Origin of the sequence: Blautia coccoides (assembly GCF_034355335.1) — a bacterium.
GTDB classification, from domain to species: domain Bacteria; phylum Bacillota; class Clostridia; order Lachnospirales; family Lachnospiraceae; genus Blautia; species Blautia producta.
Genome location: NZ_CP136422.1, coordinates 3551969 through 3567659, shown reverse-complemented (window position 1 = coordinate 3567659; position 15691 = coordinate 3551969). Strand labels below are relative to the sequence as shown.

The window sequence follows — 15691 nt, the reverse complement described above, 5'->3', positions numbered from 1 at the left end:
TCTGATCGTGACGCGCCTGCCGGAACAGAGAGGTTATGAGGAATGAACAAAAAAGGAATGATATTTGAAGGGCTGAAAGTGCGCAATGAGATCAAAAAAGCACTGCAGCAGGAGGAAGGACTGCCCAATTGTATTCAGGAGGAGAACGGATATCTGTCAGCAGAACCGGGAGAGCATGCAGGAAAAAATGTACTCAAAGGCGAGAGAGAGCTGAAACGTGTATTGGAAAAGCTGCTGGAGGAGGATGGAGAGGAGATCTGTCTGGATGTAACTTATTTTCTCGTTTTTGCAGCAGCGCAGAATCCTGTCTGCAGGGAAGAGTTAAAAAGGCTGGCACCGGAGCAGATCATTGGATATCAGCAGATGTTTTTGAATAACGGGTATCACGGTGATTACTTTTTGTCCTGCCTGGGCTATGAGGAACATTATTTTGCACAGGTGCTCATTGGTATGCTTGAAAAGATACGGGAGGGCAGCGAAGAGAGGGCGGAGGAAGCTTATCATCAGTTTATGGGCTGCATCCGCAAAGGATGGCGCAGTGCCAGACGGGAGCTTTTTACAGAAGAGACTCTGGACTTTGAACGGATACAGGAGTGGGCCGGGCCTTACACAGAACAGCCGGCCATGGGTATGAGCCAGATCTGTATGATCTGCCTGTTGGCTGAGACCTGCCATGTAGAGATTAAAAAGAATGTAAATTTCTATCTCATTCTGGAGTGTATGATTGACAGAAATACGATCTGGGACAGTAAAAAAGAGGAAATTTTAGAATACGAGGTCTGGGGAAGAGCGGGCTGCGCGGACAGTTGTTTTTACCGGAGACTGGAAGAAACAGTGAGGAATCCGTTCCAGGCAGCCTTGGGATTTAGGGTGGAGGGATATGAAGAGTTTGACTGTTATCTGCAAAATCTTTTCCATCTGGGGGGCATAGACAGGAATGTGCTGTGCGGAGAAGAACTGGACGAGAGATCACGGCGGCTCTTACTGGAACTGGGTGAGTTTGAGAAATATTCGGGTATGGAGAAGTATGTCTATTCTCTTTATATTGTTTTACTGTCCGGATATGTGAAAAAATGTCTGGATAAGATCCGGGAAAATGATCCGGTCAGATGGCAGCAGAAATTAGATGAGCAGGAAAGAGAAAAGGAGGAATTAAAAAAGCAGCTTACAGAATCGGAGGAGCGTTTCCGCAGTATGAAAAGGAAAAACAGTGAGCTGGAAGAAAAACTGGAGCTGGCAGAACGGACTGTGCGCCGCAAAGAGAACCAGCTCCTGCGCGCGGCCAAGCAGCACCAGTCCGAAAAACAGGAGCTTGTCAGGCTGAGAGAAAGTCTATATAATTCAGGCAGAGCCGGATGATGCCATGCTTGGCCGAAGAAAATTTCAAATCATCTATTGACAAATACCCCATACGGCATTATAATTGAAAAAAAGTTGAATTGATTAACACTTTAAACCGATGAACAAGAAGAGTAAGTAAAAATATTTATTCCCAGAGAGCCGTTGTTGGTGGAAATACGGCAGTAAGAGTTTTTACCGAATGGCCTTGTGAGGGCAGCTTGAAACCTTCCTGGAGGGGAGTAGACGCTGACGGGGAGCTTATCCGTTATCAAAGAGCAGTGTATGATAGTACATGAAAGAGCGGTTCATATTACGTAAAGGATATGAGCAATATGGGTGGTACCGCAGGAGTTTAGAATTTACAGCTCTTGTCCCATTGGAGAAATCTGATGGGGCAGGAGCTTTTTTATTGCCGCTCTTTGGAAAGGGAGGAAAAAACATGACGATCACACCGGACTGCAACACAATTTTGAAACTGGCGGAGGAATATTCCATTGTCCCTGTATGCAGGGAAATCTATGCGGATGTTACAACACCGATCACTCTGCTGCGCAAGCTCACAGGGCTTTCTAAGAGATATTATCTTCTGGAGAGTATAGAGGGCGGAGAGACATGGGGAAGATATTCTTTTCTGGGATATGACCCGGTCATGCGGGTGACCTGCAGGGACAGTAAAGTATATATAGAAAAACAGGGAAAGACAGAGATTGTGGAGACAGAAAAGCCCTTGAATGTATTGAGAGAGATCATGAAAGACTACAAGTCTCCCAGACTTTCCGGCATGCCTCCGTTTACCGGCGGCTTTGTAGGGTATTTTGCATATTCTATGATCGGTTACGCGGAACCGGTGCTCCATATAAAAAAGGGCACATTTCCCGATTACGATGTTATGCTTTTTGACAAAGTCATCGCCTATGACCATCTGAAGCAGAAGATATGTATCATTGTGAATATGCGGACGGATAAAGTGATGGAGAATTATGGCGAGGCTACAGCGGAGATCGCAAGGATCGCCGGGCTGATCAAAAGCGCACCGGTACCTGCGGCTGAAGCGGAGCCAGAGCAGATTGATTTCACCTGTAATGTGAGCAGGGAGGAATACTGCAGCATTGTAGAGAAGACGAAAGAATATATAAGAGATGGGGATATCTTCCAGGCTGTTATTTCCAGGCAGTTTTGCAGTCCTATGAGAGGAAGCCTTTTAAACGCTTACAGAGTTCTTCGGACAACAAATCCTTCCCCGTATATGGTTTACCTGCATTTTGATGAGGAAGAACTGATGAGCACTTCACCGGAGACTCTGGTCCGCCTTCAGGATGGCCGGCTGACTACCTTCCCGGTAGCAGGCTCCAGGCCAAGGGGGGCGGATGCAGAGGAGGATGAAGCTTTGGAAAAAGATCTTCTGCAGGATGAAAAGGAACTGTCAGAACACAATATGCTGGTAGACCTGGGGAGAAATGATCTGGGACGCATCAGTCAGTTTGGTTCTGTGGAAGTGACGAAATATATGATGATCCACCGTTATTCTAAGATCATGCACATTTGTTCACAGGTGGAGGGAACCATCCGGGACGACAAGGATGCATTGGATGCAGTTGAAGCTGTACTTCCTGCGGGAACTCTTTCCGGCGCGCCCAAAATCAGAGCATGCGAGATCATCGAGGAGCTGGAGAGTATGGAGAGAGGTGTCTACGGAGGTGCCATCGGCTATCTGGATTTTGCCGGCAATTTGGATACCTGTATTGCTATCCGCATGGCAGTCAAAAAAGACGGTAAAGTCTACGTACAGGCAGGCGGCGGAATTGTGGCAGACAGTGTTCCGGAGCTGGAATACGAAGAATCGGCAAATAAAGCGGCAGCAGTGATGCAGGCCATTAAAAATGCCGGGGAGGTGGAAGAGTTATGATATTGCTGATTGATAATTACGACAGTTTTACATACAACCTGGTACAGATGATAGGCACCATTAACCCGGACATCCGGGTGATAAGAAATGATGAGATGACAGTGGAGGAGATAGAGGCATTACATCCTTCCCACATTATCCTGTCACCGGGACCGGGATATCCGAAGGACGCAGGAATCTGTGAAGCGGTTATTCAGAGACTGCAGGGCAGGGTGCCTATCCTGGGTGTCTGCCTGGGACATCAGGCTGTCTGTGAAGTGTACGGCGCCAGGATCAGCCATGCCAGACATTTGATGCACGGAAAAAGAAGCCGGGTATTTCTTCAGACAGAGAGTCCCATTTTCGCAGGCATGGAGGAAGAAATAGACGCGGCCAGATACCACTCCCTTATAGCGGAGGAGGGAACCATTCCCCAATGTCTTCAGGTCTTGTCCACGGATGTGGAAAATGGGGAAATCATGGCAGTAGGGCACAGAGAGTATCCGGTATATGGACTTCAGTTTCATCCGGAATCCATTCTCACACCCCAGGGAAAGAATATACTTGAAAATTTTTTAAATATAAAAGCTGTAAGAGGAGATAAGATCATGATCAAAGAGGCAATTCATACACTGATGGACGGCAAGGATTTAAATTATGAGATGGCAAAGGCAGTCATGCATGAAATGATGGATGGCATTGCCACACAGGCACAGATGGGAGCTTTTCTGGCGGCGCTTCGCATGCAGGGAGAGAGTATAGATGAAATCACAGCTTTTGCTGAGGTCATGAGGGAAAAAGGGATCAAGATCAAACCCGAGAGAGAAGTCATAGATATTGTGGGAACGGGAGGAGACGAGGCAGGAACCTTTAATATTTCCACCACAGCGGCGTTTGTGGTCGCAGCGGGCGGAATGCCTGTGGCAAAACACGGAAACCGCAGCGTATCCAGTAAGAGCGGTGCGGCAGATGTCCTGGAAAATCTGGGTGCCAATGTGGCTCTTGACGCAAAACAGAATGAGAACATTCTCAACAAGACTGGGATGTGCTTTATGTTTGCGCCGGTTTATCACTCTTCTATGAAATACGCGGCTCCGGTGAGAAAAGAGATGGGGGTGCGCACCGTGTTCAATATTTTAGGCCCCCTCTCCAACCCGGCAGCAGCTACCATGCAGCTTCTTGGCGTATACGACAAAAATCTGGTGGAACCGCTGGCAAAGGTGCTGGGCAACTTAGGTGTGACCAGAGGAGTCGCTGTGTGCGGTGAGGACGGCCTGGATGAGATCACCTTGACAGGGGAGACCACAGTCTGCGAAATACGTTTTGGAGAGACTTCCTGCTACACCATATCACCGGAGCAGTTTGGAATGAAACGCTGTGAACTTTCTGAACTGGTGGGCGGCTCTCCTGCTGATAACGCACAGATCACCAGGGATATTCTCTCCGGGCGTGAGACAGGACCAAAACGCGATGTGGTGCTTTTAAATGCGGGTATGAGTCTCTATCTGGGGATTGACGGCATCACATTGCAGGAGGGCATTGATATGGCCCGGGATCTGATAGAGAGCAAAAAGGCACAGGCAAAATTTGATGAATTTGTAAAGGCCACAAGAGAACAGTAAAGGAGGAGACTGAAAAATGATACTGGAACAGATAGCGAGAGACACAGAGATCCGGGTGACCCAGCAGAAAAAGAAAGTCCCTCTCGGAACCCTGAAAAAAGCGGCATACCAAATGGAGACAGATACAGGATTCCCCTTTGAAAAAGCCCTGGCAAAGGAGGGACTCAGCTTCATATGTGAGGTAAAAAAAGCCTCCCCTTCAAAAGGGATCATCGCAGAAGATTTTCCGTATCTGGATATCGCAAAGGAATACGAAGCGGCGGGGGCAGATGCTGTCTCCTGTCTGACTGAGCCGAAATATTTTCTGGGAGCTGACAGCTATCTGAAGGAGATTGCGGAAAATGTGAAGATTCCGGTTCTCAGGAAAGATTTTGTGGTGGAAGAGTATCAGATATATGAGGCAAAGGCTCTGGGTGCCAGCGCTGTGCTGCTGATCTGTGCGCTCATCGAGCCGGTGCTTCTGAAACGATATATTCAGGTGTGCGACACTTTGGGCATTTCCGCTTTGGTGGAAGCCCATGACGAGAAAGAAATTTCACATGCCGTGTGGGCGGGAGCCAGAGTCATCGGCGTGAATAACCGCAATCTGAAGGATTTCAGCGTGGATGTGGGAAATAGCACAAGGCTTCGCGCTCTGGCGCCGAAAGAGATCCTGTTCGTGGCAGAGAGCGGTATAAAAGGTCCCGAGGACATTGCGCGCTTAAAGGAAAATGAAGTGAATGCTGTGCTGATCGGTGAGACACTGATGAAGAGCAGGGATAAGAAAAAAATGCTTTCTTACCTAAAAGGAGAGGATACATCCAATGAGCAGTAAAGTAAAGATCTGCGGCCTTAGGCGTCCTGAGGACATAGAGACAGCCAACCTGTACCGTCCGGATTTTATCGGGTTTGTCTTTGCGAACAGCAGCCGGCGGATCACGGAAGAACAGGCAGAGTGCTTAAGGGCAGGACTGGCGGATGGAATCCTGGCGGCAGGCGTATTTGTAAACGCTCCGGTCCGGGAGGCAGCACGGATCGCTGAAAAGGGGATCATAGATATCATTCAGCTTCACGGAGATGAGGATGAAGCCTATATCCGCAGTCTGAAGACATTTACTAAGAAACCGGTGATAAAAGCAGTCCGCGTACAGAGCCGGGAGCAGATCCTGGAAGCGGAGAAGTTGCCCTGCGAGTATCTGCTCCTTGACACCTATACAAAGGGACAGTACGGAGGAAGCGGAAAAGGATTTGACCTGTCGCTCATTCCAAGGCTTGCCAGACCATTTTTTCTGGCCGGAGGCCTGAGTGCCGAAAATGTGCAGAGTGCTCTTGAAAGTAGCGGTGCATTTGCAGCAGATGTCAGCAGCGCAGTGGAGACAGAGGGATATAAAGACAGGGACAAGGTCAGGGAATTTATCCGGGCGGTCCGGGAACAGGATTCGGACACGAAAAACCATTGATTATAAAGAAGAGGATGAAAATATGAGCAAAGGAAGATTTGGCAATTACGGAGGACAGTACATTCCGGAGACACTGATGAACGCAGTGCAGGAGCTGGAGGAAGCCTATGAGAAATACAGCAGGGACCCGGAATTTAACAGGGAGCTGGACGATTTGCTGAAAAATTATGCGGGCCGCCCTTCTCTGCTGTACTATGCCGAGAAGATGACAAAGGATCTGGGAGGCGCGAAGATCTACCTGAAGAGAGAGGATTTGAACCATACCGGTTCCCATAAGATCAACAATGTTCTGGGACAGGTGCTCCTTGCGAAGAAGATGGGCAAGACGAGAGTTATCGCTGAGACGGGAGCGGGACAGCACGGTGTGGCCACAGCTACGGCAGCAGCCCTTATGGGGATGGAATGTGAAGTCTTCATGGGACGTGAGGACACAGACCGCCAGGCACTGAACGTATACCGCATGGAACTGCTGGGGGCAAAGGTTCACCCTGTGGACAGCGGAACAGCCACTTTGAAGGATGCTGTAAATGAGACCATGAGAGAGTGGACCAGAAGGATGGACGATACCCTTTATGTGTTGGGTTCTGTCATGGGTCCCCACCCCTTCCCTATGATCGTTCGTGATTTCCAGAAGATCATCGGAAAGGAGATCAAAGAACAGCTTCAGGAAAGAGAAGGCAGACTTCCGGATGCTGTGATCGCCTGTGTAGGCGGCGGCAGCAACGCCATGGGAGCGTTTTATGAATTCATCAAGGATGAGCAGGTGCAGCTCATCGGATGTGAAGCGGCAGGGCTTGGTGTGGATACGGAAAAACATGCGGCAACCATCGCAAAAGGAACAGAGGGAGTTTTCCATGGTATGAAATCCCTGTTCTGCCAGGATGAGTACGGACAGATCGCTCCAGTATACTCCATTTCCGCAGGACTGGATTACCCGGGTATCGGGCCGGAACATGCCAATCTGAACAAGACGGGAAGGGCCAAATATGTGCCGATCACAGACGCCGAAGCGGTGGAGGCATTTGAATACCTCTCCAAGACAGAGGGAATCATACCGGCTATCGAAAGCGCCCACGCAGTGGCATATGCCAGGAAACTGGCTCCGACCATGGATAAGGATAAGATCATAGTGGTAAATATTTCCGGCAGAGGCGACAAGGACGTGGCTGCCATTGCACGATACAGAGGAGTGGAAATTTATGAGTAAAATATATCAGGCATTTGAAAACAAAAAGGCATTTATTCCGTTTATCACAGGCGGTGACCCTACGCTTGATGTGACAGAGCAGCTTTTGTACGCCATGGAGGAGGCAGGAGCTGATCTGATAGAGATCGGCATCCCTTTTTCTGACCCTACAGCAGAAGGACCGGTGATCCAGGAGGCAAATGAGAGAGCCTTAAAAGCGGGATGCACCACTGACAAATTGTTTGACATGATAAAAAGGGCGAGACAGAAGGTCACAGTGCCGATCGTGTTTCTTACCTATGTGAATCCTATTTTTACATATGGCAAGGAGCGCTTCATGAAAAAATGTGTGGAGTGCGGCGTGGACGGTATCATCGTTCCGGATATGCCCTATGAAGAAAAACAGGAGCTGGCGCCTGCGTGTGATGCCTATGGCATTGACATCATTCCTCTTATAGCACCCACTTCAAATGCCCGCATCACCATGATCGCAAAGGAGGCAAAGGGATATATCTACTGTGTCTCTTCTCTGGGAGTGACCGGTGTGAGAAGTGAGATCAAGACGGACATCGGCGCCATGGTAGAGCTGGTGCGCCGGGCCACAGATGTGCCCTGCGCCGTGGGCTTCGGCATTTCCACACCGGAACAGGCATACGCCATGGCAAAGGTTTCAGACGGAGCCATTGTAGGCTCTGCAATTGTTAAAATTGTGGCAAAATATGGAAAGGACTGTGTGCCCTATGTGGCGGAGTATGTAAAAGAAATGAAAGCTGCCGTGGACCGGGCAAACAACTGAGAACAGCGGAGGATGGAAAATTCCATCCTCCTTTTTTGCGTAAAGCCCCGCATTTCCAGACCCTGCCTGCGTAACCATGCAGATCAGCGCGGTAAATACACGGATATGGGGGATCAGATCTGTATGGCGCCGGCTGCTTTGGGATTTTGCCGGGTATGGTGCAGTATCTCCCCGGGGAAAACGCCTTGCGGGATAATGCCCCGTAAATAGTAACAAAAATATTCATAATAATTAAATATTTCACAAATTTTTGTTGAAAAATCCCCGGAAACAAGGTACAATTAAAATCGGCAGAAATTGGTTTTGTCTTTTAATTCAACAAAGTAAAACCAGGAGGCGATTTCTGCATGAAAACCGGATTATCACGCAGATTTTTCGTGCAGAATCCAGGTAAATAATAAAAAATGGAGGGCTGATAAATGAGTAATACAGCACAAAGCTTGGCAAGTAAAAGAATTGCTTCTTTACTTGATGAGAACAGTTTTGTTGAGATCGGCAGCTGTGTCACAGCAAGAAACACAGATTTCAACTTATCTGAAAAGGAAACACCGTCAGACGGTGTCATCACCGGTTATGGTGTCATCGACGGCAGCCTGGTGTATGTGTACAGCCAGGACGCTTCCGTTCTGAACGGAACCATTGGTGAAATGCATGCCAAAAAGATTGTCAGACTTTACGATCTGGCAATGAAGACAGGCGCTCCGGTTATCGGACTTGTGGACTGCGCAGGCTTAAGACTGCAGGAAGCCACAGATGCGCTGAACGCTTTTGGCGAGATTTATACCAAACAGGTTATGGCATCAGGTGTGATCCCGCAGATCACAGGTATTTTTGGAACCTGCGGCGGCGGCCTTGCAATTGTTCCGGCTCTTACCGATTTCACCTTCATGGAAGAGAAGAGCGGTAAACTGTTTGTAAACTCCCCCAACGCTTTAGAGGGAAATGAAATTTCCAAATGTGATACTTCCAGTGCAAAATACCAGAGTGAAGAGGCTGGTCTGGTAGATGTTCTGGGAAGTGAAGATGAAATCCTTGCGCAGATGAGACAGCTGGTATCCATGCTGCCTTCCAACTACGAAGATAATTCTTCCTACGAAGACTGCGCAGATGACTTAAACCGTGTTTGCCCGGAACTGGAAAATTGTGTGGGTGATACCGCCATTGCACTTTCCCAGATCGCGGACAACAATGAGTTCTTTGAAGTGAAAGCTGCATACGCAAAAGATATGGTGACCGGATTCATCCGTCTGAACGGTGCTGTTGTGGGCTGTGTTGCCAACAGAAGCGAAGTTTACAACGATGAAGGGGAGAAGACAGAGTCCTTTGACAATGTACTCTCTGCAAGAGGATGTAAAAAAGCAGCGGATTTCGTGAAATTCTGTGATGCTTTTGAAATCCCGGTTCTGTCTCTGACAAATGTAAAAGGCTATAAAGCAACAAAATGCTCTGAAGCCAACATTGCCAAGGCAGCCGCACAGCTTACTTACGCATTTACAAATGCAACCGTACCGAAGGTGAACATCGTGATCGGTGAGGCATTCGGCAGTGCATATCTGGCAATGAACAGCAAATCCACAGGAGCAGACATGGTATTCGCATGGCCGGGTGCTCAGATCGGTATGATGGACGCACGTCTTGCTGCGAAGATCATGTATGCAGACAGCGATGCTGCAACGATCAATGAAAAAGCTGCTGAATATGCTGACTTACAGTCAAGTGCCCTGTCTGCTGCCAAGAGAGGCTATGTGGATTCCATCATTGAGGCAGAAGATACAAGAAAATATGTGATTGGTGCTTTTGAAATGTTATTCACAAAGAGAGAAGATCGTCCAAGCAAGAAACACGGCACGGTTTAGGTGAGGTGAATCATATGAAGCAGACATGGAAAAAATTAATTGGTTTAATCCTGATCGGAGTATGCGCTCTGGCTATGACAGCCTGCGGCAGCAGCAAAGACTCCACAGGCGGTTTAAAAAAGCTGGATGATGCAACCGTTGACTCTCTTGTGGAGAGCTTTGGCGGCGTTGTCGGCAACATTGCTGATCTGAACGAGGAGTCTATTGCGGGTCTCATGGAAGGCGATGACGCATTCAGTGCTTCCGCTGCAATTGCGTGGGACGGTGCCAGCGAAGATCTGGGCGCATATGTGGAGACATCCAAAGGCGATGTGGAGATCAAAGACGGAAATTATATCCTGACACTGGCATGTAAGTTTGAGAACCGTGACGCAGACTGCGTCTTTACATTGGATAAAAACGGCAATCCTCTCAATGTGACCATTGACCCCAAATATTCAATGGGTGAAAAAATGGCACAGGCAGGACAGAATACACTTCTGGGTATAGGAACTGTTTTTGTTATGCTGGTCTTCCTGTGTTTTGTTATTTCCTTAATGAAATACATTCCGGGATTTGTAGCGTCCTTTGACAAGAAGAAAACTGCTCCGGAAGAAATTCAAGTTCCGGCTGCTCCTGCTGCTAAAGCTATACCGGAGGCAGCAGAGGAAGAGGTTGTGGATGACGGCGAGCTGATAGCAGTCATTGCGGCAGCAATCGCAGCATCTGAAAATACATCTACAGACAGTTTTGTAGTTCGTTCCATCAGAAAATCAACAAAAAGAAATTGGCAGAGAGCCTAATCACAGGAGGAAATGGTTATGAAATCTTATACAATTACAGTTAATGGCGTTGCATATGATGTAACAGTAGAAGAGGGCGCAGGAAACGCAGCAGCTCCTGCGGCAGCACCGAAAGCTGCTCCTAAGGCAGCACCAAAAGCCGCTCCGGCAGCAAAACCTGCAGCATCCGCAGCAGGCGCAGTGGCAGTTACCGCATCTGTTCCGGGTAAAGTGTTCAAAGTGGAAGCTAATGTTGGACAGGCAGTAAAAGCCGGCGATAACATCATCATTCTGGAAGCCATGAAAATGGAAATTCCGGTTGTTGCTCCGCAGGACGGTACCATTGCAAGTATTGACGTGGCAGTTGGTGATTCCGTAGAAAACGGTGATACACTGGCATCCATGAACTAGAATTTACAAACAATTGTAAATTCCCGACAGCTAAGAGATAAATCTTGCTGATACAATAGAAAGCACAAATCGAAAACTTTCTATTGTCACGAATACGAACAATGGGAGGTAATATAATGTCTAACGTTACAGATACACTGTCTAACCTGCTCCACCAGACAGCGTTTTTCAATCTGACATGGGGAAATTACCTTATGATTTTAGTTGCCTTTGGTTTTCTTTTCCTGGCAATTAAAAAAGGATTTGAACCGCTTCTTCTGGTGCCGATTGCCTTCGGTATGCTGTTGGTTAATATCTATCCGGATATTATGGCACTGCCATACACGGACGCAGCAGGAATTGAGCATGCAGGTGGACTTCTTCACTATTTTTATCTGATGGATGAATGGAGTATTCTTCCGTCCCTGATCTTCATGGGCGTAGGTGCCATGACGGACTTCGGTCCTCTGATCGCCAATCCCAAGAGCTTTCTTTTGGGTGCTGCGGCACAGCTTGGTATCTACATGGCATACTTCCTGGCAATCTTTATGGGATTCAATGGAAAAGCAGCAGCAGCCATCTCTATCATCGGTGGTGCTGACGGCCCGACTTCCATCTTCCTGGCAGGTAAGCTTGGACAGACAGTCCTTATGGGACCGATTGCGGTGGCGGCATATTCCTATATGTCCCTGGTTCCCATCATCCAGCCGCCGATCATGAAACTTCTCACTACAGAGAAAGAACGTAAGATCAAAATGGAACAGCTTCGCCCGGTTTCCAAACTGGAAAAAATCCTGTTCCCGATCATCATCACCGTTGTTGTTTGTCTGATTCTTCCTACAACAGCTCCGCTGGTTGGTATGCTGATGCTTGGTAACCTGTTCCGCGAATCAGGTGTTGTAAAACAGTTAAGTGAGACAGCATCCAATGCTCTTATGTATATTGTAGTTATCTTACTGGGAACTTCCGTAGGTGCTTCTACAAGCGCAGAGGCATTTTTGAAACTGGATACCCTGAAAATCGTCGTTTTAGGTCTGGTTGCATTTGCGATCGGTACGGCAGGCGGTGTACTTCTTGGTAAACTGATGTGTAAACTGTCCGGCGGTAAGATCAACCCGCTGATCGGTTCAGCCGGAGTATCTGCCGTTCCTATGGCAGCCCGTGTATCCCAGAAGGTTGGTGCTGAGGCAGACCCGACTAACTTCCTGCTGATGCACGCAATGGGCCCGAATGTTGCAGGCGTTATCGGTACTGCAGTAGCAGCGGGTACCTTCATGGCAATCTTCGGTGTTTAATATTTAAGAAAATCCATATAACGATTCTAAATTTATTTAGGATTTTCTTATTGTCATGATTTCAAAATTTTAGGAGGAAATTAAGATGGCAGAGGTAGTAAAAAAACCTATTAAGATTACTGAAACAATCTTACGTGATGCACATCAGTCCCTGATTGCGACCAGAATGTCCACAGAGCAGATGCTGCCGATCGTAGATAAACTGGATAAAGTCGGTTATCATTCCGTAGAGTGCTGGGGCGGTGCAACCTTTGATGCATCCCTTCGTTTCTTAAAAGAAGATCCATGGGAGAGACTGCGTAAGTTCCGTGACGGATTTAAGAATACGAAACTGCAGATGCTGTTCCGTGGTCAGAACATTCTGGGATACCGTCCTTATGGGGATGACGTGGTAGAGTATTTCGTACAGAAATCCATTGCCAACGGTATTGACATTATCCGTATTTTTGACTGTCTGAATGACTTGAGAAACCTGCAGACAGCAGTAAAAGCTTCCAACAAGGAAAAAGGACATGCACAGGTGGCTCTGTCCTACACCTTGGGCGATGCTTACACTATGGATTACTGGGTAGACATGGCAAAAAGAGTAGAGGATATGGGTGCAAATTCTATCTGTATCAAGGATATGGCCGGTCTGTTGGTTCCGTATGAGGCAACAAATCTGGTAACTGCTCTGAAAGCTGCTGTGGATATTCCGATCCAGCTCCACACACACTATACCTCAGGTGTTGCTTCCATGACTTACTTAAAAGCTGTAGAGGCAGGCGTAGACGTGATCGATACTGCTATGTCTCCTTTCGCTCTGGGAACATCCCAGCCGGCTACAGAGGTTATGGTTGAGACATTCAAGGGAACACCTTATGACACAGGATTTGACCAGAATCTTCTGGCAGAGATCGCTGATTATTTCCGCCCGATCCGTGATGAGGCGCTGGAAAGCGGTCTGCTGAATCCTAAGAACCTGGGTGTTAATATTAAGACTCTGCTGTATCAGGTGCCGGGCGGTATGCTCTCCAACCTGACCAGCCAGTTAAAGGAACAGCACGCAGAAGACAAGTTCTACGAGGTTCTGGAGGAAGTGCCGAGAGTGCGTAAAGACCTGGGCGAGCCGCCTCTGGTAACTCCGTCCTCACAGATCGTTGGTACACAGGCTGTATTCAACGTAATTATGGGCGAGCGCTACAAAATGGTTACAAAAGAGACAAAAGACGTTCTCAGCGGAAAATACGGTGCTACGGTTAAACCGTTTGATCCTGAAGTACAGAAGAAGTGTATCGGTGATACAGAGCCGATCACCTGCCGTCCGGCTGATTTGATCCCGGATGAACTGGATACTTTAAGAAATGAAATGGCACAGTGGTCCGAACAGGAAGAGGACGTATTGTCTTATGCGTTATTCCCGCAGGTGGCAACCGAGTTCTTCAAGTATAGAGAAGCACAGAAGACTAAGGTGGATCCTAAGGCTGCGGATACGGAGAATGGGGCTTATCCTGTTTAATGTTTAGCATAGAAGGGCGAGGGTGCCGTGGTGACGGTGCCTTTGGCCTTCTTTTTTTATTAAGGGGGACGGAAGCGGAGATGAGAGGGCCGGGGACGCAGGAGGCCGGGGAACGAAGCGTTCCGCTGCCGTGGAGCTAACCTGCTCCCAGTTACTAAATTCATCGGCATTGGCCTCTTCATTAAGTAACTGGGGCAGGTGGATCTCCACAGCGCTCCACTGGAACATCGTTCCCCGGCCTCCTGCGTCCCCGGCCCTCTCATCTCCGCTTCCTGGTATTGGCTGCGTATGTGTAGCGGCATGGGGAGGAGCGTTGGAGCGGCAAGGAAGAATCGTTGGAGCGGCAAGGAAGAATCGTTGGAGCGGCAAGGAAGAATCGTTGGAGCGGCAAGGAAGAATCGTTGGAGCGGCAAGGAAGAATCGTTGGAGCGGTAAGGAAGAATCGTTGGAGTGGCGGAGAAGGAGCGTTGGAGCGGCGTAGAAGGAGGGGGTGGAGTGGCGGAGAGAAATCTTTGGAGTGAGAAGAATCGAAATTTTTTAGTGAAAAAAATTTGGATTTGTGGTATTATAACCCATGTGTGGGCAGAATTTGCTCGTATGTTACGAAAGGCTGCTGTTTATGAGCGGGTTTGGGGCTTGTGAATGGTTGCTGTAAAATACCTTTAGGTAAGGTTTGAAGAGGGGACAGACATGGGTAATGCGGAAAATTTACTCAGTAAGATGAATAAGCAGTATCAGAACTTCAGCAAGGGGCAGAAGAAATTAGCTACCTATATTAATGACAATTATGACAAGGCTGCTTTTCTTACGGCTGCCAAGTTGGGGGAGACCGTTGGTGTCAGTGAGTCTACTGTGGTGCGGTTTGCCATCCATCTGGGGTATAAAGGGTATCCGGAGTTTCAGAAGGCTTTGGAGGAGCTGGTTAGGAATAAGCTGAATTCTATACAGCGTATGGAAGTGACCTATGGCAGGGTTCCCCAGTCAGAGATCCTGGATACGGTGCTGCATTCGGATATTGATAAGATCAAGCTGACCATGGAGCATATTGACCACGGCGCTTTTGAACTGGCTGTGGAAACGATTCTGAGAGCCAAGAGTATCTATATTGTCGGGATACGAAGCTGCGCTCCTCTGGCAAGCTTTTTGGGATTTTATTTTAATCTTTTGTTTGATCACGTACATCTGATGCATACCAACAGTTCCAGTGAACTGTTTGAACAGATGATCCATATAAGTGGAGATGATGTTATTATTGGGATCAGTTTTCCAAGGTATTCCATGCGGACACTGAAAGCGCTGGAATTTGCCAATAACAGAAGTGCCAAGGTAATAACCCTGACAGACAGCATACATTCTCCGATGAACCTGTATTCCTCCTGTAATCTGATCGCCAGAAGCGACATGGCTTCTATTGTGGATTCCCTGGTGGCGCCGCTGAGCGTGATCAATGCGCTGGTGGTGGCGCTGTGCATGCGCAAACAGAAAGAAGTGGTGGCGACTTTAGAGGATTTGGAAAAAATATGGGATGAATATCAGGTTTATAATAATGATGAGATCAATATGGCTGACGGACAGGATATAGAGCTGAAGAATCCGGACGGCCTGGAGGATTAGATCACGCG

General features: G+C 48.0%; 14 protein-coding genes and 1 other annotated feature. All 14 genes read left to right on the top strand.

All coding sequences use genetic code 11. From position 1 onward, the window contains the following. Window positions 1–42: 42 nt before the first annotated feature. Window positions 43–1359 carry a hypothetical protein gene (locus BLCOC_RS16060; protein WP_115622759.1) on the top strand — a complete coding sequence of 439 codons (1317 nt, stop codon included), beginning with the start codon at window positions 43–45 and terminating at the stop codon, window positions 1357–1359. 91 nt (window positions 1360–1450) lie between these two features. Next, window positions 1451–1720, top strand: a binding site (T-box leader). Window positions 1721–1780: 60 nt separating this feature from the next. Continuing rightward, window positions 1781–3247: an anthranilate synthase component I gene (trpE, locus tag BLCOC_RS16055; protein ID WP_115625421.1), complete on the top strand. Its 1467-nt coding sequence runs from the start codon at window positions 1781–1783 to the stop codon at window positions 3245–3247. Then, a complete protein-coding gene (locus BLCOC_RS16050) occupies window positions 3244–4848 on the top strand; it encodes a bifunctional anthranilate synthase component II/anthranilate phosphoribosyltransferase (protein ID WP_115622758.1) in 1605 nt (534 codons plus the stop codon). Before trpE ends, BLCOC_RS16050 begins: the two co-directional genes overlap by 4 nt. 16 nt (window positions 4849–4864) lie before the next feature. Further along, complete coding sequence (trpC, locus tag BLCOC_RS16045; RefSeq protein WP_115622757.1) at window positions 4865–5662, top strand: indole-3-glycerol phosphate synthase TrpC; 798 nt, start codon at window positions 4865–4867, stop codon at window positions 5660–5662. Then, complete coding sequence (locus BLCOC_RS16040; protein ID WP_115622756.1) at window positions 5652–6287, top strand: phosphoribosylanthranilate isomerase; 636 nt, start codon at window positions 5652–5654, stop codon at window positions 6285–6287. The genes trpC and BLCOC_RS16040 overlap by 11 nt, the downstream gene beginning before the upstream one ends. 22 nt (window positions 6288–6309) lie before the next feature. Next, on the top strand, window positions 6310–7494 hold the full coding sequence (trpB, locus tag BLCOC_RS16035; protein ID WP_029468778.1) for a tryptophan synthase subunit beta: 1185 nt from the start codon (window positions 6310–6312) through the stop codon (window positions 7492–7494). After that, window positions 7487–8269 carry a tryptophan synthase subunit alpha gene (gene trpA, locus BLCOC_RS16030; protein ID WP_029468779.1) on the top strand — a complete coding sequence of 261 codons (783 nt, stop codon included), beginning with the start codon at window positions 7487–7489 and terminating at the stop codon, window positions 8267–8269. Before trpB ends, trpA begins: the two co-directional genes overlap by 8 nt. 419 nt (window positions 8270–8688) lie before the next feature. Continuing rightward, window positions 8689–10125, top strand: coding sequence for an acyl-CoA carboxylase subunit beta (locus BLCOC_RS16025; RefSeq protein WP_018597970.1), 1437 nt, complete (start codon window positions 8689–8691; stop codon window positions 10123–10125). A 14-nt stretch (window positions 10126–10139) separates the two neighbouring features. Then, window positions 10140–10907: an OadG family transporter subunit gene (locus BLCOC_RS16020; protein ID WP_115622754.1), complete on the top strand. Its 768-nt coding sequence runs from the start codon at window positions 10140–10142 to the stop codon at window positions 10905–10907. 18 nt (window positions 10908–10925) lie between these two features. Next, window positions 10926–11297, top strand: coding sequence for a biotin/lipoyl-binding carrier protein (locus BLCOC_RS16015; protein ID WP_018597972.1), 372 nt, complete (start codon window positions 10926–10928; stop codon window positions 11295–11297). A 116-nt stretch (window positions 11298–11413) separates the two neighbouring features. Then, window positions 11414–12571, top strand: a complete 1158-nt coding sequence (locus BLCOC_RS16010; RefSeq protein WP_029468781.1) for a sodium ion-translocating decarboxylase subunit beta — start codon at window positions 11414–11416, stop codon at window positions 12569–12571. Window positions 12572–12656: 85 nt separating this feature from the next. Continuing rightward, window positions 12657–14069: an oxaloacetate decarboxylase subunit alpha gene (locus tag BLCOC_RS16005; RefSeq protein ID WP_115622753.1), complete on the top strand. Its 1413-nt coding sequence runs from the start codon at window positions 12657–12659 to the stop codon at window positions 14067–14069. A 495-nt stretch (window positions 14070–14564) separates the two neighbouring features. Next, window positions 14565–14711 carry a hypothetical protein gene (locus tag BLCOC_RS16000; protein ID WP_165907271.1) on the top strand — a complete coding sequence of 49 codons (147 nt, stop codon included), beginning with the start codon at window positions 14565–14567 and terminating at the stop codon, window positions 14709–14711. 48 nt (window positions 14712–14759) lie between these two features. Continuing rightward, on the top strand, window positions 14760–15683 hold the full coding sequence (locus BLCOC_RS15995; protein WP_115622751.1) for a MurR/RpiR family transcriptional regulator: 924 nt from the start codon (window positions 14760–14762) through the stop codon (window positions 15681–15683). Window positions 15684–15691: the final 8 nt, after the last annotated feature.